The sequence below is a fragment of the Spirillospora sp. NPDC000708 genome, assembly GCF_040299565.1.
Classification (GTDB): Bacteria; Actinomycetota; Actinomycetes; order Streptosporangiales; family Streptosporangiaceae; genus Spirillospora.
The window spans coordinates 149,219-169,431 of record NZ_JBEPCJ010000008.1 but is presented as its reverse complement, the minus strand read 5'-3'; the positions used below and the strand labels follow the sequence as shown (position 1 = coordinate 169,431).

At 71.9% G+C, this 20,213-nt stretch carries 14 protein-coding genes; 9 read left to right on the top strand and 5 right to left on the bottom strand.

Annotation, left to right across the window (positions count from 1 at the left end; genetic code table 11):
• Nucleotides 1-99 precede the first annotated feature (99 nt).
• Nucleotides 100-504 (bottom strand): MerR family transcriptional regulator, encoded by a 405-nt coding sequence (locus tag ABT299_RS09125; protein WP_500250290.1) that lies wholly within the window; start codon nucleotides 502-504, stop codon nucleotides 100-102.
• Between the two features lie 80 nt (nucleotides 505-584).
• Between ABT299_RS09125 and ABT299_RS09120 the strand changes: the two genes are divergently transcribed.
• The 5 genes from ABT299_RS09120 (at nucleotide 585) to ABT299_RS09100 (ending at nucleotide 11,988) form a co-directional block, all read left to right on the top strand.
• Nucleotides 585-1,799, top strand: coding sequence for an MFS transporter (locus ABT299_RS09120; protein ID WP_500250289.1), 1,215 nt, complete (start codon nucleotides 585-587; stop codon nucleotides 1,797-1,799).
• A gap of 79 nt (nucleotides 1,800-1,878) precedes the next feature.
• Nucleotides 1,879-2,589: an HAD family hydrolase gene (locus tag ABT299_RS09115; protein ID WP_190863042.1), complete on the top strand. Its 711-nt coding sequence runs from the start codon at nucleotides 1,879-1,881 to the stop codon at nucleotides 2,587-2,589.
• A gap of 364 nt (nucleotides 2,590-2,953) precedes the next feature.
• The gene (locus ABT299_RS09110; RefSeq protein WP_190863040.1) at nucleotides 2,954-4,915 is read left to right on the top strand and encodes an acetoacetate--CoA ligase; all 1,962 of its coding nucleotides are present in this window, start codon (nucleotides 2,954-2,956) and stop codon (nucleotides 4,913-4,915) included.
• Between the two features lie 267 nt (nucleotides 4,916-5,182).
• The gene (locus ABT299_RS09105; protein WP_500250288.1) at nucleotides 5,183-6,769 is read left to right on the top strand and encodes a serine/threonine-protein kinase; all 1,587 of its coding nucleotides are present in this window, start codon (nucleotides 5,183-5,185) and stop codon (nucleotides 6,767-6,769) included.
• Between the two features lie 338 nt (nucleotides 6,770-7,107).
• Nucleotides 7,108-11,988: an NAD-glutamate dehydrogenase gene (locus ABT299_RS09100; RefSeq protein ID WP_190863035.1), complete on the top strand. Its 4,881-nt coding sequence runs from the start codon at nucleotides 7,108-7,110 to the stop codon at nucleotides 11,986-11,988.
• Nucleotides 11,989-12,061: 73 nt separating this feature from the next.
• Here the strand turns inward: ABT299_RS09100 and ABT299_RS09095 are convergent, their stop codons facing one another.
• The 3 genes from ABT299_RS09095 to prfB all read right to left on the bottom strand — a co-directional run bounded on the left by ABT299_RS09095 (nucleotide 12,062) and on the right by prfB (nucleotide 15,342).
• Nucleotides 12,062-12,958 (bottom strand): DUF8094 domain-containing protein, encoded by an 897-nt coding sequence (locus ABT299_RS09095; protein WP_500250287.1) that lies wholly within the window; start codon nucleotides 12,956-12,958, stop codon nucleotides 12,062-12,064.
• Between the two features lie 189 nt (nucleotides 12,959-13,147).
• Nucleotides 13,148-14,125 carry a DUF8094 domain-containing protein gene (locus tag ABT299_RS09090; RefSeq protein ID WP_433141421.1) on the bottom strand — a complete coding sequence of 326 codons (978 nt, stop codon included), beginning with the start codon at nucleotides 14,123-14,125 and terminating at the stop codon, nucleotides 13,148-13,150.
• Nucleotides 14,126-14,229: 104 nt separating this feature from the next.
• Nucleotides 14,230-15,342: a peptide chain release factor 2 gene (gene prfB / locus ABT299_RS09085; RefSeq protein ID WP_151541273.1), complete on the bottom strand. Its 1,113-nt coding sequence runs from the start codon at nucleotides 15,340-15,342 to the stop codon at nucleotides 14,230-14,232.
• Between the two features lie 148 nt (nucleotides 15,343-15,490).
• Here prfB and ABT299_RS09080 point away from each other — a divergent pair, with 148 nt between their 5' ends.
• The gene (locus ABT299_RS09080) at nucleotides 15,491-16,531 is read left to right on the top strand and encodes a DUF8094 domain-containing protein (RefSeq protein ID WP_500250286.1); all 1,041 of its coding nucleotides are present in this window, start codon (nucleotides 15,491-15,493) and stop codon (nucleotides 16,529-16,531) included.
• 22 nt (nucleotides 16,532-16,553) lie between these two features.
• On the opposite strand, the gene ABT299_RS09075 is transcribed toward ABT299_RS09080, so the two are convergent.
• Nucleotides 16,554-16,739 (bottom strand): hypothetical protein, encoded by a 186-nt coding sequence (locus ABT299_RS09075; protein ID WP_190863025.1) that lies wholly within the window; start codon nucleotides 16,737-16,739, stop codon nucleotides 16,554-16,556.
• Between the two features lie 444 nt (nucleotides 16,740-17,183).
• Here ABT299_RS09075 and ftsE point away from each other — a divergent pair, with 444 nt between their 5' ends.
• From ftsE to ABT299_RS09060, 3 genes are all read left to right on the top strand, one after another.
• The gene (gene ftsE / locus ABT299_RS09070) at nucleotides 17,184-17,873 is read left to right on the top strand and encodes a cell division ATP-binding protein FtsE (RefSeq protein WP_151541270.1); all 690 of its coding nucleotides are present in this window, start codon (nucleotides 17,184-17,186) and stop codon (nucleotides 17,871-17,873) included.
• Nucleotides 17,874-18,076: 203 nt separating this feature from the next.
• Nucleotides 18,077-18,982 carry a permease-like cell division protein FtsX gene (ftsX, locus tag ABT299_RS09065; protein WP_190863023.1) on the top strand — a complete coding sequence of 302 codons (906 nt, stop codon included), beginning with the start codon at nucleotides 18,077-18,079 and terminating at the stop codon, nucleotides 18,980-18,982.
• A 59-nt stretch (nucleotides 18,983-19,041) separates the two neighbouring features.
• The gene (locus ABT299_RS09060) at nucleotides 19,042-20,211 is read left to right on the top strand and encodes a S41 family peptidase (protein WP_500250285.1); all 1,170 of its coding nucleotides are present in this window, start codon (nucleotides 19,042-19,044) and stop codon (nucleotides 20,209-20,211) included.
• The last annotated feature ends 2 nt before the right edge of the window (nucleotides 20,212-20,213 follow it).

The window sequence follows — 20,213 nt, the reverse complement described above, 5'->3', positions numbered from 1 at the left end:
CCGTCAGCGTTGAAAGGCCGGATGTCCGGCCCTACCGTCAGCGTTGAGAGGCCGGTTGTCCGGCTCTACCGTCAGCGCTGCTCGGGCAGGTGGTGGCGGTTACCGTGGCGAGGTGGGCGTGGTTGCCCGGCTGATCGCGCGCTCGGCGATGTCGGGGGGTGCGGCGGCGATGACGGCGTCGAGCGAGGACCGGGAGATCTGAAGGTCGGTGATGGCCTTGGTGATCCGCTCGCGTTCTGTGTACAGGTCGGCGACGAGGTCGGGGCAGGTCGGCACGAGGCGTTCGTCCTCCTCGCGCAGGCAGGGGAGGATCGTGGCGATGGTGGCGGTGTTCAGGCCGGCGGCGAGCAGGCTGCGGATGCGGCGCACGGTGTCCACGTCGGCCTCGCTGTATTCGCGGTAGCCGCTGGGTCGCCTTGCGGGGTGGAGGAGCCGCTGCTCCTCGTAGTAGCGCAGCAGCCGTTCATGCACGCCGGTCCTGCGGGACAGTTCACCGATCCGCATGTGGCCCTCCTCACCGGTGCCTCGCCGACGGCCGGCGCCGCTTGACTCTCACATCGATGTGAAACTCTAGCGTGCCGGGCATGGGCAAGAGCTTGGTCTCGCTCGCGGCCTTGTGCGCGAGCGTCTTCGTCGTCGGTACCTCGGAGTACCTGGTCGCGGGCATGCTGCCCGAGATCGGCGCGGACCTTGGGGTCTCCCAGGGCACCGCCGGGCAGGCGGTGACCGCCTACGCGCTCGGGGTGGTGATCGGCGGCCCCCTGGTGACCATGGCGACCGCACGGCTGCCCCGCAAGGGGCTGGCGATCGGCCTGATGCTGCTGTTCGCCGCGGGCAGCGCGCTCAGCGCCCTGGCCCCGACGTTCGCGCTGCTGCTGGCCGGACGGGTGGTCTCCTCGCTCAGCCACGCCGCGTTCCTGGCGCTGGCCCTGGTGATGGCCACCAGCGTGGTGCCCGAGCACAGGACCGGCTCGGCGATCGCCACCGTGGCCTCGGGGTTCACCGTGGCCACCTTGCTCGGGGTTCCCCTGGGGTCGCTGCTGGGACACGCCGCCGGATGGCGCGCCCCGTTCGCGGTGCTCACCGCGCTCACGCTGGCGTCCGTCGCGTTGCTGGCCCTGGTGCTTCCCCGGCGGCCCGCGCCGGCCATGAGCCTGCGTGACGAACTGCGCGTCGTGACCCGCAAGCCGGTGCTGCTGGCCACCGCCATCACCGCGGTCGGCTTCTCTGGTGTCTCGGTCGTGTTCACCTTCATCGCGCCCCTGCTCACCCGCATCAGCGGTTTCTCCTCGGCCGCCGTCTCCGCCCTGCTGCTCGCCTATGGCGCCGGCAGCTTCCTGGGCAACCTGGCCGCCGGCAAGCTGACCGACAGATCCATGACCGCGACCGTGCGCGGCGTGTTCGGCGGCCTGACCGGCGTGCTGGCGGCCATGCCGTTCGCCGCCGCCTGGCGGCCCACCGCCGTTCTCGCCGTCCTCGCCTTGGGCCTGCTCGCCACCGCCACCATCGCCCCCTTGCAAGGTCTGATCCTGCGCCACGCCGGAACGGCACCGACCCTGGCGGTCTCGGTCAACGTCGGCGCGTTCAACCTCGGCGCCGCCGCCGGCTCCGCCCTCGGCGGGCTCCTGGTGGCCGGGGGCGCGCTGCGCTGGAACGGGCTGGCCGGGGCCGTGCTGAGCCTGACCGGCCTGGCCCTGACCTACCTGATCCCGTCCCGCGCCCGCACCGCGTCACCGAACGGCGAAACCGGGGCGGGGGCGGGTGCGGTTGCGGTCGGGGGCGGGAGGGCCGACGATTAGTCCGCCTCGCATTACGGCGGGGCGGGCCGGTGCCGGGACGGCGCCCGCCGACGCCTTTCGAGCCGCGCATGGGAACGGGATGTCGACGCTGAACCGTCTGGTGCTGTGGAACATCGATCACACCCTGGTCGACGTCGGGCGGGTCACCCGGGACGCCTACGCGGAGGCGTTCCAGCGGACCGTCGGGCGGCCCCTCGTGCGGCTCGCGCCGACTCCGGGCCGGACCGAATCGGAGATCATCTTCGAGACGCTGGCGTTCAACGACGTCGTCACCACCGACGACCATCTGCCCTCCTTCGTCGCCGCGCTCACCGAGGCGTTCGCGAACCGCCGTGCCGATCTGCGGGCGCACGGCCGGGTGCTGGCCGGGGCCCGGGAGGCCGTCGAGGCCCTGGCGCACGTGCCCGGGGTCGTGCAGTCCGTGCTGACCGGGTCGGTGCGTCCGAACGCCGTGCTGAAGGTGACCGAGCTCGGCCTCGCCGACCGCCTCGACCTCGGCGCCGGGGGCTACGAGGACGGCGTCTACAGCAAGGCCGCGCTGCTGGAGCTCGCCCGCAGCCGCGCGGGCGAGCGGCACGGCGCCCGGTACCCCGAGTCGGCCACCGTGTACATCGCCGATTCGCCGCGCGACGTGCAGGCCGCCCGCATCGCCGGGTCGCCGATCATCGCCGTCGCCACCGGAAGCGCCACCGAGGCCGAGCTGCGCTCCGCCGGTGCCGACCAGGTGCTCGCGACCTTGGCCGACACCGATGCCGTGGTGAGCGCCGTGGCGGAGCTGACCCGCATCTGACCTCGCCGCCCTCACGGGCGCACCCGGCACGTGACGGTGTTCTCGTGGGGCGCGCCGCCACCGCGCCGCATGATCGGGTCTTGGTCATTCGTCGCTCCCTTCGTGGACGGGTCTCAGTCTCGGCGCCGCGCCCGGGCACTGGAAGTGGAACCGCGTTCTGTGGAAAACCCCGGTGTGTGGGGCATGAGGATGGCCTGACGCCTCGTTGTGTGGCCGCCGTGGATTGCCCGCCGCACGGCTGTGACCTGCGATGGGACGCGGCCGTCCGGGCAGCGGGCGCATGTCGGCGGAAGTTGCGCGGGCCGGGCGGCGAGGCCGATATTGGGAGGGTCGCGCACCGAGGGCGCGGCGGGGAGGGAGAGCGATGTCGCGTGATCACGAGGTCTCCGAGGGAGCGGCGCTGTGGCGGCCGTCGGAGGAGGTCGTCGCGAACGCGCGGGTGACCCGCTTCATCCACTGGCTGTGGGACCGGGGTGTGCGCGCGGAGTCCTACGACGACCTGTGGCGCTGGTCGGTGACCGAGGTCGACGACTTCTGGGACGCGATCTGGTCGTACTTCGACGTGGTCGGCGAGCGCGGTGACGGCCCGGTCCGCGAGGGCGGCCCCATGCCGGTGGACGGCCTGCGCTGGTTCCCCGGCGCCACCCTGAACTACGCCGCGAACGCGCTGCGCCGCGCCGAGGACACGCCGGACGAGACGGCCGTCGTGTTCCGGTCGGAGGCCGGCGGGCACCGGGTGCTGACCTACCGCGAGCTGTTCCTGCACGTCGCGGAGGTGCGGGCGGGGCTGGCCGACCTGGGCGTCGGGAAGGGCGACCGGGTGGTCGCGTACATCCCGAACATCCCGGAGGCGCTGATCTGCTTCCTGGCCACCGCCTCGCTGGGCGCCGTGTGGTCGTCGTGCTCGCCGGACTTCGGGTCGTCCTCGGTGATCGACCGGTTCGCGCAGATCGAGCCGAAGGTGCTGATCGCGGTGGACGGCTACGCCTACAACGGCAAGACGTTCGACCGGCGGGAGGTCGTCGCCGAGATCGAGGCGGCGCTCCCGACGCTGGCCGCGACGGTGCTGATCCCGTACCTGGACCCGGCCGCCACGCCCGACGGCCTGCGCGTGGGCATGCACTACGGCGACCTCCCGCGCACCGACCACGACGCCATGGAGTTCGAGGACGTCCCGTTCGACCATCCGCTGTGGGTGGTGTACTCGTCCGGCACGACGGGCCTGCCCAAGCCGATCGTGCACGGGCACGGCGGGGTCGTCCTGGAGCACCTCAAGGCCCTGTCCTTCCACCAGGACGTCGGCCAGGGCGATGTGTTCTTCTGGTTCACCACGACCGGCTGGATGATGTGGAACTACCTCATCGGCGGCCTCCTGGTGGGCTCCACCATCGTCATGTACGACGGCGCACCGCTCGACCTGTGGAAGCTCGCCGCGGACAACGGGGTCACGTACATGGGCGTGGGCGCGCCCTACATCACCGCGTCCGCCAAGGACGGACGCCACCCCGGACGCGAGTTCGACCTGTCGGCGCTACGCGGCATCGGCTCCACCGGTTCGCCGCTGCCGCCCGAAGGGTTCGCGTGGGTGTACGAGGAGGTCGGCAAGGACCTCCTCCTCGGGTCCATGTCCGGCGGCACCGACCTGTGCACCGCGTTCGTCGGGCCGTCGCCGCTGCTGCCGCTGGGCGCGGGCGTCATCCAGTGCCGGTGCCTGGGCGCGAAGGTCGAGGCGTACGGGGACGACGGCAAGCCGGTCGTGGACGAGGTCGGCGAGCTGGTCATCACCGAGCCGATGCCGTCCATGCCGGTGTTCTTCTGGAACGACGACAGCGGCGACCGCTACCGCGAGTCCTACTTCGACATGTACCCGGGCGTGTGGCGGCACGGCGACTGGATCAAGGTCCTGCCGGACGGCGGCTGCGTCATCTACGGGCGGTCCGACTCGACCCTCAACCGCGGCGGCGTCCGCATGGGGACGTCGGACTTCTACCGGGTCGTCGAGGCGTTCGACGAGGTCACCGACAGCCTCGTCATCGACACCGGGCGGCTCGGGCAGGAGGGCCGGCTGCTGCTGTACGTGCAGCTCGCCGAGGGCGCGTCCCTCACCGACGACCTCGCGGGCCGGCTCAAGCGCGAGATCCGCTCGGCGCTGTCGCCGCGGCACGTCCCGGACGAGATCACCGCCGTCCCCGGCATCCCGCGGACCCTGTCGGGCAAGAAGCTGGAGGTCCCCGTCCGCAAGATCCTCCAGGGCACGCCGGTGGACGAGGCCGCCAACCGCGGCGCCATGGCCAACCCCGAGGTCCTCACCCACTTCACGCCGTAGCGCCGGCGCCCGTCCGCGGCCGCCGCGGTGCCCGTAGGCCCCTGCGCGACACGTGTTCTCACGGTGTCGCGCGGGGCGCAAGGGGCACTAAGGTGGTCGCTCGGCCCAAATGCGCCCGTTCGGGGCGGCGGGTCGGATCGCGCCGTAAGGCCACATGGCCGGGTGAACTTCCCAACGACCTCGCGCGTCCCACTGTCGGAGCGCTGGTCTGCGAGAATTCGACCCGTGGTCCGTTGGCCCGTCGACGAGAGAGGGACGGTTCCACGCATGGAGGTTGGGGCGCTGCGGTCCGGAGACCCGGAGCGGCTGGGTCGCTACGCCCTGGTCGGCCGGGTGGGCGAGGGCGGGCAGGGCGCGGTGTTCCTCGGCGCCGACGAGGACGGCCGCGAGGTCGCGATCAAGCTGCTGCACTCCGAGCTGACCTCCGACGACAAGGCCCGCGCGCGCTTCCTGCGCGAGCTCGAGGTGGCCAAGCAGGTCGCGCCGTTCTGCACCGCGCAGGTGCTGGACGCCGACGTCGACGGCGACCGGCCCTACATCGTCAGCGAGTACGTCCCGGGCCCGTCGCTGAACCAGCAGGTCACGCAGGACGGGCCGGTGCGCGGCGCGGCGCTGGACCGGCTCGCGGTGGGCACCGCGACCGCGCTGTCCGCGATCCACCAGGCGAAGATCATCCACCGCGACTTCAAGCCGCACAACGTGCTGATCGGCCCGGACGGCCCGCGCGTGATCGACTTCGGCGTGGCCCGCGCGATCAGCGGCGGCACCACGCTGACCAGCCGGGTCATCGGCACGCCCTCGTACATGGCGCCGGAGCAGATCAGCGGCGACGACGTCGGCACCCCGGCGGACGTGTTCTGCTGGGCGGCGACGCTGGTGTTCGCGGCGACCGGCGAGCCGCCGTTCGGGCAGGACACGATCCCCGCCGTCATCAACCGGATCCTGCACGAGGAGCCGGACCTCGCCGACATGAGCGGGCCGCTGCGCGACCTGGTCGCCGACTGCCTGCAGAAGGACCCGGCGCTGCGCCCCGCCGCCCGCCAGGTGCTGATGCGGCTGCTCGGGCACGAGGAGGCGCCCGTCGAGGCCGCCCCGATCGGCAACACCGACGAGACCGCGATGCTCGCGGCCGGTTCGGTGCTCGCCGCGGAGCTCGCCGCCGACGAGTACGAGGCCGGTCTCCCCGGCGACGCCGCCGGCGAGCCCGCCGAATACGAGCCCGCGGCCTTCGCCGAGACGGACCCGGCCGCCCACGACGCCCCCGGCGGGGACCCGTCCGGCACCGCCCCCGCGCGGCTGCCGACGCCCGCGGAATGGGCGGCCGAGAACGCCGCCGACACCCTCCCGCGCGACCGCGCGGGAGCCGCCGGAGGCGCGGGTGGCGCCGTCGCGGCGATGCGCCGCTCGCTCGCCGGGTCGAGCCGCTCGGCCGTGCTCGCCGGCGCCGCCGCGCTGTTCGTCGCGATCGTCGTCGTGTCCGCCGTGCTCGTGCTCGGCCCCGACCACAAGGGCAAGGCGGGGGAGAAGGTCGGCGACCCGAGCCACCAGCCGCAGCCGTCGGGCGACGTCCCGAGCATGACGGTGCCGTCGAGGCAGGCGCCGACCCGGCAGGCTCCCGACACCTCCTACAGCCCGTCGCCGACGACGACCGGTTCGGCGCCCGAGAGCCCCCTGCCGACCGACACGCCCACGTCGACGCCGACCACTCCGGACGACCCGACGCCGACGCACACCACGCACAGCCCCGACCCGACGACGAGCCCGACCACCGGTCCGACCGACCCGGGGACGCCCACGGACAATCCGCCCGGCAGCCCCGCCGCAGGCACCGGAACCGGCACCGGCACCGGCTGACCGTCAGGCCGCCCGCCCGCGACCGGTACCGCCCGGCCCGGCCCGGCAGTCGATGATCAGGAAGCCCGGCGCCGGAAACGGCGCACGGCGCCCCGTTCCGCTGCCGTGACCGGCGTCCGAAGGGCCGGCCGGCCACCGTCGCGCGCCCGCCGCCCACCGCTCCGCACCGACTTCGGCGATCTTCGGGCGGGGGCACCGCGCGGCCTGGCAAGGTGGGCAAAGCCACGCTGACCTCGCGGACTGGCAGGTCGGCTTTGGGGGATTTCCCTGGTTTACTGGCGCAAGTGAGCAGCGCCACAACGAGGTGGCGAAGTGTCTCAAGGAGAGTGTTGTTGGTGATGGGCGGCAGGCTCGATCAGGCGAAGGACGATCTGCTCCGGAGGGCGGCGGAGACGTGCGCCCAGCGGCCGGGGGCGCGTTCGGCGGGGGACGTCGAGGAGTCCACCGCCTACCTTCGGCTCTACTACCGTCACGTGGCCTCGGAGGATCTCCTCGCCCGGGATCCGGCCGACATCTGCGGGCCCGCGATGGCGCACCGGGCGCTCGGTGAGGAGCGGCCGCAGGGCCGCGCCAAGGTGCGGGTGTTCACGCCGACGATCGAGGAGTACGGCTGGGACCCCGGCCACACGGTCGTGCAGGTCGTCACCGACGACATGCCGTTCCTGGTCGACTCCGTGACGATGGAGCTGACCCGGCACCAGTTGGCCACCCACCTGATCGTGCACCCGCTGCTGGGGGTGGACCGCGACGTCGCGGGGCACCTGCGGGCGTTCCGCGGCAAGCACGACAGCCCGTCCGACATCGACGAGTCCTGGATCCACATCGAGGTGGACCGTACCAGCGACCGCGCCTTGCTGGACCAGTTGGAGAAGGACCTGGCCCGCGTCCTGAACGACGTGCGGGTCGCGGTCGAGGACGAGCCGAAGATGCGGGCGCGGGCGGTGGAGATCGCCGCGTCGATCCGGGAGGCGTCGCCGCCGCTGCCGGACAAGGAGCTCGCCGAGGGCGTCGAACTGCTGGAATGGCTCGCCGACGGGCACTTCACCTTCCTCGGCTACCGTGACTACACGCTCGTCGACGACGGGCGGACCACGGCCGCCGCCGCCGGGGACCACAGCCGGCTCGGCCTGCGCCCCGAGCCCGGCACCGGCCTCGGCATCCTGCGCAACGACAAGCGGGAGTCCGACAGCTTCGCCGCGCTGCCGCCCGAGGTCCGCGAGAAGGCCACCGAGAAGCGGCTGCTGGTCCTGACGAAGGCGAACTCGCGCTCCACCGTTCACCGCTCCTTGTACCTGGACTACATCGGCGTCAAGAAGTTCGACGAGAGCGGCGAGGTCGTCGGCGAGCGCCGCTTCCTCGGGTTGTTCACGCACGTCGCCTACAGCGAGTCGATCGCGCACGTCCCCGTCCTGAAGCGCAAGCTCGACGAGGTTCTGGAGCGCGCCGGGTTCACCTCCGACAGCTACGACGGCCAGGATCTCATCGAGATCCTAGAGAGCTACCCGCGCGACGAACTGTTCCAGATCTCCGTGGACGACCTGCTGGGGATCTCGCTGGGCGTGCTGCGGCTGCGCGAGCGCCGCCAGCTGAAGCTGTTCCTGCGCAAGGACCTGTACGGCCGCTTCATGTCCTGCATGGTGTACCTGCCGCGGGACCGCTACACCACCAAGATCCGGCTGCGCATCCAGGAGATCCTGCGCCGGGCGTTCGAGGGCGTCAGCGTCGACTACAGCGCGAACGTGACCGAGTCGCTGCTGGCCCGGCTGCACGTGGTGGTGCGCGGCGAGCGGGGCCGCCCGCTGCCGGACGTGGACGTCGAAGGGCTGGAGGACCGGCTCGCCGCCGCGACCCGCTCGTGGGAGGACGACCTCGCCGACGCCATCGTGGAGCAGTGCGGCGAGGAAGGGTCCGGGACGCTCGCCCGCCGGTACGGCGACGCGTTCCCCGACGGCTACAAGGCCGACTTCCCGGCCCGTACCGCGGTCGCCGACCTGCGCTTCCTCGACGACCTCACCGACGAGGACGACACCTCCATCAACCTGTACGAGCCGTTCAGCGCCGAGCCCGGCGAGCGGCGGCTGAAGATCTACCGGCGGGGCGAGCCGATCTCGCTGTCGCGGGTGCTGCCGCTGCTGCAGAACATGGGCGTGGAGGTCGTCGACGAGCGCCCGTACGAGGTCAACACCTCCGACGGGCAGCGGTACTGGGTCTACGACCTGGGCCTGCGGTACGCGCCGCCCGGGGACGTCCCGGAGGAGGCCATCAAGGGCCTGTTCCAGGACGCGTTCACCGCGCTGTGGCAGGGCCGGATCGAGAACGACGGGTTCAACGCGCTCGTCCTGCACGTCGGGCTGAACTGGTGGCAGGCGATGATCCTGCGCGCCTACGCCCTGTACCTGCGGCAGACCGGGACGACGTTCTCCAAGCGGTACATCGAGCAGGTGCTGCTGCGGAACGCCGCGATCACCCGGCTGCTGGTGCGGCTGTGGGAGAGCCGCCTCGACCCGGCGCTGGCCGGCGGCGAGGAGGAGCGCAGCCTCGCCATCATCGAGGAGCTCCACGGGATGCTCGACGAGGTCGCGAGCCTCGACGAGGACCGCATCCTGCGCGCCTACCTGGCGCTCGTCCAGGCGACGCTGCGGACGAACCACTACCAGGGCAAGCCCTACCTGTCGATGAAGTTCGACCCGGAGGGCATCCCGGACCTGCCGCAGCCGCGCCCGACCTACGAGGTCTTCGTGTACTCGCCGAAGGTGGAGGGCGTGCACCTGCGGTTCGGGTCCGTCGCGCGCGGCGGGCTGCGCTGGTCGGACCGCCGCGAGGACTTCCGCACCGAGATCCTCGGCCTGGTCAAGGCGCAGGCGGTGAAGAACACCGTCATCGTCCCGGCGGGCGCGAAGGGCGGGTTCGTCGGCAAGCAGCTGCCCGACCCGTCCGTCGACCGGGAGGCGTGGCTGCAGGCCGGCATCGCCTGCTACAAGGACTTCATCTCCGGGCTCCTCGACGTCACCGACAACCTGGTGGACGGCAAGGTCGTCCCGCCGCCGAACGTGGTCCGCCACGACGGCGACGACACCTACCTGGTGGTCGCGGCCGACAAGGGCACCGCGACGTTCTCCGACATCGCCAACGGCGTCGCCGCCGAGTACGGGTTCTGGCTCGGCGACGCGTTCGCGTCCGGCGGGTCCGTCGGCTACGACCACAAGGCGATGGGCATCACCGCGCGCGGCGCGTGGGAGTCGGTGAAGTACCACTTCCGGTCGCTCGGCAAGGACGTCCAGCGGGAGGACTTCACCGTCGTCGGCATCGGCGACATGTCCGGGGACGTGTTCGGCAACGGGATGCTGCTGTCGGAGCACATCAAGCTGGTCTGCGCGTTCGACCACCGGCACGTCTTCCTCGACCCCGACCCGGACCCGGCGGTCTCGTTCGCCGAGCGGCGCCGGATGTTCGAGCTGCCGCGCAGCAGCTGGGCCGACTACGACACCTCGCTGATCTCCAAGGGCGGCGGCGTGTACGCCCGCAGCGCCAAGTCGATCCGGCTCACCCCGCAGGTGCGGGCGGCGCTCGGCATCGACGACGCGGTGAAGGCGATGGCGCCGCACGAGCTGATCAACGCGGCGCTGAAGGCGCCGGTCGACCTGCTGTGGAACGGTGGCATCGGCACCTACGTCAAGGCGGCGTCGGAGAACAACGCCGACGTCGGCGACAAGGCCAACGACCTGCTGCGGGTGAACGGCGAGGAGCTGCGCTGCAAGGTCGTCGGCGAGGGCGGCAACCTCGGCATGACCCAGCTCGGCCGGATCGAGTACGCGCGCACCGGCGGCCTGGTGAACACCGACTTCATCGACAACTCCGCCGGCGTCGACACCTCCGACCACGAGGTCAACATCAAGATCCTGCTCGACCAGGTCGTGCGGGACGGCGAGCTGACCCGCAAGCAGCGCGACACCCTGCTGTACGAGATGACCGACGAGGTCGCGCGGCTGGTGCTGCCCGACAACTACGCGCAGAACGTGGTGCTCGCCGCGTCCCGCGCGCAGGCGCCCTCGATGCTGCACGTCCACGCCCGGTACATGCGCAAGCTGGAGCGCGACGGGCGGCTGAAGCGGCGCCTGGAGTTCCTGCCGGACGACAAGGCCATCGCGGAGCGGCGGCAGTCCGGGCTCGGGCTGACCAGCCCCGAGTTCTCGGTGCTGCTCGCCTACTCCAAGCTGACCCTGGACCACGAGATCGTCGCCTCGGACCTGCCCGACGACCCCTACCTGGAGTCGTGGCTGGTCGACTACTTCCCGACGCCGCTGCGCGAGCGGTTCCAGCCGTACATGGACCGGCACCCGCTGCGCCGCGAGATCATCACCACCACGGTGGTGAACGACCTGGTCAACAACAGCGGCACCACGTTCGTGTTCCGGATGAACGAGGAGACGGGGGCGTCGTCGTCGGACATCGCCCGCGCCTACCTGGTCGCCCGCGAGGTGTTCCAGATGCCGCGGTTCTGGCGGTCGGTGGAGCGGCTGTCGCACCAGGTCGCCGAGTCGACGCAGATCGCGATGCTGCTGGAGGCGCGCAAGCTCACCGAGCGCGGCGCCCGCTGGCTGCTGCACAACCGGCGGCCCCCGTTCGACATCCGGGAGACGATCGACTTCTTCGCGGCCGGGGCGACCACGCTCACCTCGCAGCTGCCGAAGCTGCTCGTCGGCCTGGACCTGCAGGCGTTCGAGCAGCGCCGGGACGGGTTCGCCGAGCGGGGCGTGCCGGACGAGCTGGCCGAGCAGTGCGCGATGCTGGTCACCGCGTACTCGACGTTCGACCTGGTCGGCATCGCGCACGAGTCGGGCCGTCCGGTGGAGGAGGTCGCCGAGGTCTACTTCGACCTGGCGGACCGGCTGCAGCTGGCCCGGCTGCGCGACCGGGTGGTGGCGCTGCCGCGCGACGACCGGTGGCGGTCCATGGCCCGTTCCGCGCTCCGCGACGACCTGTACGCCGCGCACGCCGCGCTGACCCGCGACGTGCTGGTGACGAGCGAGCCTGGCGGGGACCCGGAGGCGCGGATGGCGCACTGGGCGGAGAAGAACAAGACCGCGGTGCAGCGCGCCCAGCAGACCCTCAGCGAGATCTGGGAGAGCGACAGCTTCGACCTGGCGACGCTGTCGGTCGCGCTCGGCTCGATCCGCACCCTGGTGACGGCCAGCTCCCTCCCGTCCACCGAAGGCTGACCGAACGAGGTTCATGTGCGGCGTGCCGCCCTTCCCGAAACCGGGATAAGGGCGACACGCCGCGCCTCGACGGTCAGCGGGCGGCGGTGAGGGAGACGGATTCGCCCAGGACGCGGCCCTTGCCGGACGGCGGGGCGTAGCCGATCGCGAGCCACTGCCACGACGCGTGGACGGTCCCGCCCGGCTTCCGGCCGTCCTTCGCGAGGTGGTCGCGGACGTCGGCGGGCAGGCCGGGCTCCGTGCCGCCGGTGAGCGTCGCGTCCTGCGTCAGGCCGTACCAGACGAAGGAACCGCCGTCGCTGGTCCGCAGCGCGTACGACGGGCCCGGACCGGGCTTGAACCCGCCGGGCGTCACCTTCCAGTCGCCCTGCTCGGCCTTGCGGGCGTTCGCCGAGAACGCGTCGGGCATCAGCCCGCTCTCGTCGCCTTCGGCGAGGTAGGCCGCGTGCGCGGCGGGCAGGCCACGGTCGGGCGCGGGGATCGCGTAGCCCTCGGCGTCGTAGGCGAGGTCGGGGGCGCCGCCCTGGAAGGTGAGCCAGTGCGCGGCGCGCCAGTCGTCCTTGGCGCCGGTCTTCACGAACACGCCGAGGACCTGCTGGTCCTTGCCGTCCGAGCGTTCCAGCGCCGCGATCCCGAACCACTTCGGGTACGCGGAGCGGCGCGGCACGTACAGCACCGGGTTCGCCAGGGAGATCGTCGCGGACTCCGGCAGCCGGCCGTAGGTGCGGACGCGGGCCGTCACCGGCGCGGCGAGGGCGCCGGTCACGGTGGCGCGCCAGAGCCTCTCGTCACCGGACGTGATGGCCTTGTTGTGCCGGTCCGTCCAGTCGCGCAGCACCTTCAGGGACTCGTCCGCGCCGACCGCCGGAGAGCCGGTGGGCGTGGCGGCCGCCGCCCCGCCCCCGGTGCCGCCGCCGGAGCAGGCTCCGGTGAGGACGGCGGAGCCGGCCACGACCACGGCCACGGCCATGCGGGGCGCTCGGCGCACTTCCCACCTCGGCGGACGGAATGTCGAGTATGTCGCGCCAGTGTAGAAGAACGCGGGGCCCCGCCGAGGGCCGCGCGCCGGACGGGAGCGTCCGGTGGCGGCCCGTCGGATGCCGGGACCGTCCCACTGCAGCGGTCGAGAAGAGCGGGACGGCCCGGCACCCGACGGAGATCAGGAACCGTGGGCCGCGATCGCCTTGCGGTACATGCCGGTGACCGTGGCGTGGCCCTTCGGCGGAACGGTGGCCAGGTACTGCACCAGGACGGTCGTGTCCATCCGCGTCCTGGCGGACGCCGCCGGGGCCAGCCCGGTGAGATCACCGCTCACCGCCAGCCTGCCCCGTTTCGCGGCGGAATACGCCTCGTTCTGCTTCACGACGTACCAGACCAGCGCGCCGCGGTCCTTCGTGCGCAGCGCGTACACCGCGTACGGCGCCGCCGAGAACGTCGAGGACAGCGTGACGCCGCGCTTCGCCAGCGTCTGCTCGCCCTGCTTCAGGGCGTCGTAGGTCTCGCTGGTCTTCGGCCCTTTCGCCAGCGCCGACGCCCCCGGCGCCGACGGGCCGCCGCTCAGCAGCGCCGCGTGCGCCGCGGGCAGCCGGGCCGGCGCGACGGGCAGCCCCTTGTCGCCGGCGTCCACCGGGGTGGCGTACCCGTCCGGGTCGAGCGCCACCTTGCTCAGCGAGGCGTCCGCCGGGTACGGGTCGGCGGCCAGCAGCCACGGCGCCCCCGCCTTGGCCTGCGTGAACAGCAGCGCGTGCCGCAGTGTCTGCTTGCCCTTGCCGGTGATCGCGTCGGCCGCGAACCAGTGCGGGTACCCGTGCAGCCGCGGGATGTAGAACACCTGATGGGTGAACTTCAGCGCGGGCGGCCGCTGCCCGATCACGTGCCGCAGCTTCAGTGCGGCCTCGTCCATGGACAGCTGCGGATCGGCCTCGATGCCCGGCAGCCGCCTGCCGTCCAGCTGCTTGCCCACCCGGTTGACCGCGGTGGCGTAGGCGGCCAGCACCTGCCCGGCCTGCTGCTTGGACAGCGCGGGCGGGCCCACGCCGGCCGAGGACGTGTTGTCGTCGCACCCGGCCGCGGCCAGCGCGGCGCCGGCCAGCAGAACGGCCGGCAGGAACGTGGACGTGACGTTGCGTGCGGGCATGCAGCCCCCCGTGGATGGAGTCGGTGGATCCGGTCCACGGAAGATAATCGCAGAGTGACCGTGAGATCACTCACCGAATACGAAAACTCGCACGCGGGCGAGGGTCAGGCGGAGGTCTCCTGCTGGCGCATCCAGCGGATCTCGGCCTCGATGAACTCGTCGATGTCGCCGTCCAGCACCGCGGTCGGGTTGCCGACCTCGACGCCGGTCCGCAGGTCCTTGACGATCTGGTACGGGTGCAGCACGTAGTTGCGGATCTGCGTGCCCCAGCTGCTGGTGCCCTCACCGCGCAGCGCGGACATCTTCTCCGCCTCCTCCTGCCGCTTGCGCTCCAGCAGCTTGGCCTGCAGCACGTTCATCGCCGTGGCCTTGTTCTGCAGCTGGCTCCGCTCGTTCTGGCAGGACACCACGATGCCGGTCGGGATGTGGGTGATCCGCACCGCCGAGTCCGTGGTGTTGACGCCCTGGCCGCCGGGCCCGGACGACCGGTACACGTCCACCCGCAGGTCGCTCTCGTCGATGTCGACGTGGTCGCTCTGCTCCACCACCGGGACGACGTCCAGCCCCGCGAACGAGGTCTGCCGCCGGGCCGCGTTGTCGAACGGGGAGATCCGCACCAGCCGGTGCGTGCCGTGCTCCCCGCGCAGGGTCCCGTACGCGTAGGGCGCCTTCACGGTGAACGTCGTCGACTTGATCCCCGCCTCTTCGGCGAAGGACGTCTCGTAGATCTCGGTGGGGTAGCCGTGCCGCTCCGCCCAGCGCAGGTACATCCGCTGCAGCTGCTGCGCCCAGTCGGCCGCGTCCACGCCGCCGGCCTGCGCGTTGATGGTGACGAGCGCCTCCCGGGCGTCGTACTCGCCCGACATCAGCGTGCGCACCTCGAGCTGCTGGATCGCCTTGTGCAGCGCAGCCAGCTCCTCATCGGCCTCCGCGCGCGTGTCGGCGTCGTCCATCTCCTGCGCCATCTCGTACAGGGTGGCCGCGTCGTCCAGCCGCTGGCGCAGCCCCTCGACCCGGCCGAGCTCGCTCTCCAGGTACGACAGCCGGCGCGTCACCGACTGGGCGCGCTCCTGGTCGTTCCACAGGTCGGGGTCGGCCGACTGCTCGCGCAGCTCGGCGATGTCACGCCGCATGCCGTCGAGGTCCAGCACCTGCTCGATGCCCGCGAGGGTCGAGCCGAGCTCCTTGAGCTGCTCTTCCGGTTCGATGCCTGCCACGCTTCGAGCTTATCGCCGTGCGGGCAGTGCCCGGACGCCCGCGGACGCGCGGCGGATGGCAGAATCACGGGCCGGAAGGCAGGGCCGGGAAACGGCCCGGCGAAGCGTCGGTGCCGGGGGGCGGTAGTTGCGTAGGATCGCGCGGGCGGTGGCGGCCGCCGTGCTGCTGGTGCCGCCGCTCATGGCCGGCGGCTGCGGCGGCGGCGACAAGCCGCGGGCCCGCCCCACCCCGGTCATGCCGTCGACCACCCCGCCGCAGCCGGTGCCGCTGACCCTCGACGTCGCGCAGAAGGCCTTCCAGACCTACATCACCGACGAGGACGTGGCCCGCGCCGCCGCCGACGAGCGGCTGGCGCTGACCTGGACGTCCGACGGGCAGTCCCTGCTCACCGCCGCCGAGTTCCGCAAGGCGGCCTTTGACGGCGACCCGGTGCGCCGCTTCACCTACGGCAAGCCGAAGCTGTACGTGCCGAAGCTGAAGGCCGACGCGTACCCGCAGTGGTTCGTCGCGTCCGTGGACCGATCCGTCGCGGGCGACAAGAAGAGCAAGGAGTCCGCGCTGATGGGCTTCATCCTGCGAAGCCCGACCGACGACTGGCACCTCACGCTGGCGACGGAACTCGCGCCCAAGGCCCGGCTCCCCAAGATCCAGACGGACCCGGACGGCTACGCCGAGCCGCTGAGCTCGGACGACTCCACGGTGCTGATCCGCCCCCGCGACGTCGGCGGGATCCAGGCGACCATGGCCGCCGAGGGCGCCGCCAGCGTCGCCGCCAAGGTCATGGAGACCGGTCCGCTCACGTCCGGCTACTACCAGCAGACCAAGCGCGCCAAGAAGAAGGCCAAGGAGCAGGACCTCACCCTCACCATCGTCTACACGGCCACGCCTTATCCCTACTTCGGGCTGCGCACGAAGGGCGGCGGAGGGCTGATCCTGTACTCGCTGTTCCGCAACAACGCGGTCGTCGGGCCCGGGGCGCCCGGGCCGAAGCCGGAGATTCCGAAGGAGGCCGAGCACCTGCTGGACGGCACCGTCGAGGGCGATGAGATCGACACCACGGCGACGTTCCAGTTCGCCGCCTACGACCCGCCGCGTGCCAAGAAGGGCAAGCCGCAGCCCAAGGCCGAGCTGGTGGCCGACGACGGGGCGATCTCCAAGGCCGCCACCCCGACCCTCAAGAAGCCCTGAGAGCCCCTGGCGGGACGGGCCGTCAGCCGTAGACGCGCTGCAGGACGAGGGCCGCGAACAGCAGGGCCACGAGGACGGCCAGCACGACGGCGGGCGGGACGGAAGGGCCGTGCTGGTGCAGCTCCGCGCGCGCGGCGCGGCAGGTGGGGCAGCGTCCCTCGACCACCGGATTCGAGCACCGAGCGCAGATCAGATGTTCGCAGCTCATGTCGTGGGCCCCACTCTCCGTGAACGGTACGTGGCTCCATATGGGGATACGTCGATCGTCGACCGATTAGGTATCTTTCACCATCATCCAGCGTAGCCGGACTGTATGGTCGTTCCGGCAAGTCCGGGAGCTTGACGGCATGAAACGGCCGGACGTCGGGAGACGGTACATGACACAGCACGGACAGGTCGGGGCCCCGCGGGGCGCCGTCCGCGCCGTCGTCCCGTCCGCGCGCGACACGCCGTTGAACGCGGCGGGCCCCGGGCGTTCCCACCCCACGGAGGGGGACGAGGTAGTTGACTGTCCCCTCTACACTGCTCGAAGGTTCCACGGCCCCCCTGGTCGCGGAGCCGGGCGGCGCAGGTCGCAGCACGCGGACGGCCAGTCCGCGGCCGGCGGCCGGGCCGCTCCCCAACCCCTAGACTGAACCGCCGTGATGCAGCCGTGATCAATTTCGACAACGTCACCAAGGTCTACCCGAGCCAGAACCGCCCCGCTCTCCAGCATGTGAACGTCGGCATCGAGAAGGGCGAGTTCCTGTTCCTGGTGGGCCCGTCCGGGTCCGGGAAGTCGACCTTCCTGCGCCTCATCCTCAAGGAGGAGCGCCCGTCCCAGGGTCACGTGCACGTGGCGGGCAAGGACCTGAGCCGTCTGAGCAACTGGAAGGTGCCGCACCTGCGCCGCAGGATCGGCTGCGTCTTCCAGGACTTCCGGCTGCTCCCCAACAAGAACGTCTTCGAGAACGTCGCGTTCGCCCTCGAGGTGATCGGCAAGCCGCGGCGCTTCATCGGCAAGGTCGTCCCCGAGGTCATCGACCTCGTCGGCCTGGAGGGCAAGGCCCACCGGATGCCGGACGAGCTGTCCGGCGGCGAGCAGCAGCGCGTCGCGATCGCGCGGGCGTTCGTCAACCGGCCGATGATCCTGCTGGCGGACGAGCCGACGGGGAACATCGACCCCGCCACCTCGATCGGCATCATGAAGGTGCTCGACCGGATCAACCGGACCGGCACCACCGTCGTCATGGCCACCCACGACGCCGCCATCGTCGACGCGTTCCGCAAGCGCGTCGTCGAGCTGGAGGACGGACGGGTCGTCCGCGACCAGTCCCGCGGGGTGTACGGCCAGGCGTACTGACCCGGGCCCGGCGCACCTGCCGGCACGAGCCCCCATCGACCACGGCCCGACGGGCCACCGCCGCGGACCCCTCCAGCGGCGGCTCCATCTGAACCCGACGGATCCCACCGGGCGTACGACTCAGGCAGAGGGGACGCCCGCTCAGGGCCCGCACCGCGGAGCCCGTGCCGGCGGCGGGAACAGGCGATCAAGGACAGCGAGGCATGCGCGTACAGTTCGTTATGCAGGAGATCTGGATCGGTCTCCGCCGGAACCTGACGATGACGATCTCACTGGTCATCACCGTCGCCATCGCCATGGCGCTCTTCGGCACCGGACTGCTGCTGCGCCAGCAGGTGGCCGCGTCCAAGGACTACTGGTACGACAAGATCGAGGTCTCGATCTTCCTGTGCGCGAAGACCAGTTCCAACGCCAACTGCCAGAAGCAGGACGTCACCGACCAGCAGCGGTCCGAGATCCAGGCGCAGCTGAAGAAGATGCCGCAGGTCTCCAACGTCCAGTACGAGAACAAGCAGCAGGCGTTCGCGCGGTTCAAGGACCGCTTCGCCGGCTCGCCGGGGTTCGTGCAGAGCACCCGTGAGGGCGACATCCCCGACTCGTTCCGGGTGAAGCTGAAGAACCCGGAGGAGTACAAACCGGTCGCGCAGGCGATGCTGGGGCATCCCGGCGTCGACACGGTGATCAACGAGCAGCAGATCCTGAAGAAGTTCTTCAAGATCCTGAACGGGCTCCAGGCGGCGGCGCTGGGCATCGCGCTGATCCAGGTGATCGCGTCGGTGCTGCTGGTCGGGAACACGGTCCGGCTGTCGGCGTTCAACCGGCGCCGGGAGACCGGGATCATGCGGCTGGTCGGCGCCTCCAACACCTATATCCAGCTGCCCTTCATCCTGGAGGGCGCGATCGCGGGACTGATCGGCGGGCTGTTCGCCTCGGTGCTGCTGGTGATCAGCAAGAAACTGCTGATCGACCGGCTGGCCGGGACGGTGCAGCTGGTCAGCCAGCTCGGCTGGTTCCAGGTGATCATGGTGATCATCGTGTCGATCTGCTTCGGCGTGCTGCTCTGTGCCGCGTCGTCGTTCCTCACCCTGCGCAGATACCTGAAGATCTAGCCGTACTCGTCCGGCGGAGCGGCGGAGGGCCGCGCGGCCGCGGTTTTACACTTGCCGACATGTCCGTCCCAGGCCGCATGCTGCGCGGCGCCGCCGTCGCCACCGCGATCCTGTGCGCCTACGGGCTCGGGGTGCTGAGCGGTGAGGGGCGCCTGGACCGCCGTGCGGCCGCGGGCGGGTCGGTGCTGGACGAGGCCGCCGCGAAGATCGGCAGCCGGGCCGCGCGGCCGGTCGGCCGCGGCGAGCTCGACCGCGCCGCCATCGAGGGCATGCTCCGCGGCCTCGGCGACAGGTGGGCCCGCTACTACCCGGCGGCCCGCTACGACGACATGGAGGGCCGCCTGAACGGCCGGTACAGCGGCGTCGGGATCTGGCTCGGCAGCGCCGACGGCGATCCGCGGGTGCGGGTCGCGAGCGTCCAGCCAGGCACCGCCGCCGCGCGCGCCGGCGTCCTCGCCGGCGACGTCGTGACCGCGGTCGGCGGCGCCCCGGCCGAGGGCCGGGACGTGACGCGGGTCGCGGCGGCGCTGCGCGGGCGCCCCGGCGACGCCGTCGAACTCACCGTCCTCCGCGGGCGTCGGACAGAGGAGTTCCACCTCGTCCGCACCCCCGTCTCCGGAGGCGACGTCACCGTGACCGACCTGCCCGACCACGTCCGGCTGATCCGGGTGGGCGCGTTCACCCGCGGCACCGGACGCCAGGTCCGCGACGCGGTGACCGGGCGGTCGCCGTCCGGTGCCCCGTCCGGCGGGATCATGCTCGACCTGCGCGGCGACCCCGGCGGCCTGCTGGACGAGGCGGTCGAGACGGCGTCGGCGTTCCTGCCCGGCGGGCTCGTCGTGACCTACGAACCGCGCGGCGGGCCCGTCCAGCGGCGCACCGTCACCGCGCCGGGCGACGCGCGGACCCCGCTCGTCGTGCTGGTCGACGCCGGGACCGCCAGCGCCGCCGAGGTGGTCGCCGGATCCCTGCGCGACCGGGACCGCGCGGTGATCATAGGATCGCGTACGTACGGGAAGGGCTCGGTGCAGGAGTCGGTCCGGCTGGCCGACGGATCGGCGATCGAGCTGACCGTGGGTCGCTACCGCACCCCGGGCGGCCGTAACCTCGACGGGGTCGGGATCGAACCCGACGTGGCGGTCTCCGCCGACCGCCCTCCCTCAGTGGCCGAGCAGCGCGGCCGGAGCGTGCTGCGCGGCCTGCTCGCGACGACGCCGGACAAGGACTGATC

Excerpts from the sequence above, each read along its gene's own strand:
- ABT299_RS09095 (WP_500250287.1), bottom strand. The coding sequence starts at position 12,958 with ATGGCCGTGGCCGTGGTCGTGGCCGGCTCCGCCGTCCTCACCGGAGCC.
- ABT299_RS09110 (WP_190863040.1), top strand. The coding sequence starts at position 2,954 with ATGTCGCGTGATCACGAGGTCTCCGAGGGAGCGGCGCTGTGGCGGCCG.
- ABT299_RS09060 (WP_500250285.1), top strand. The coding sequence starts at position 19,042 with ATGTCCGTCCCAGGCCGCATGCTGCGCGGCGCCGCCGTCGCCACCGCG.
- ABT299_RS09100 (WP_190863035.1), top strand. The coding sequence starts at position 7,108 with ATGGGCGGCAGGCTCGATCAGGCGAAGGACGATCTGCTCCGGAGGGCG.
- ABT299_RS09115 (WP_190863042.1), top strand. The coding sequence starts at position 1,879 with ATGTCGACGCTGAACCGTCTGGTGCTGTGGAACATCGATCACACCCTG.
- ABT299_RS09105 (WP_500250288.1), top strand. The coding sequence starts at position 5,183 with ATGGAGGTTGGGGCGCTGCGGTCCGGAGACCCGGAGCGGCTGGGTCGC.
- ABT299_RS09075 (WP_190863025.1), bottom strand. The coding sequence starts at position 16,739 with ATGAGCTGCGAACATCTGATCTGCGCTCGGTGCTCGAATCCGGTGGTC.
- ftsX (WP_190863023.1), top strand. The coding sequence starts at position 18,077 with ATGCGCGTACAGTTCGTTATGCAGGAGATCTGGATCGGTCTCCGCCGG.
- ABT299_RS09090 (WP_433141421.1), bottom strand. The coding sequence starts at position 14,125 with ATGCCCGCACGCAACGTCACGTCCACGTTCCTGCCGGCCGTTCTGCTG.
- ABT299_RS09125 (WP_500250290.1), bottom strand. The coding sequence starts at position 504 with ATGCGGATCGGTGAACTGTCCCGCAGGACCGGCGTGCATGAACGGCTG.
- ABT299_RS09120 (WP_500250289.1), top strand. The coding sequence starts at position 585 with ATGGGCAAGAGCTTGGTCTCGCTCGCGGCCTTGTGCGCGAGCGTCTTC.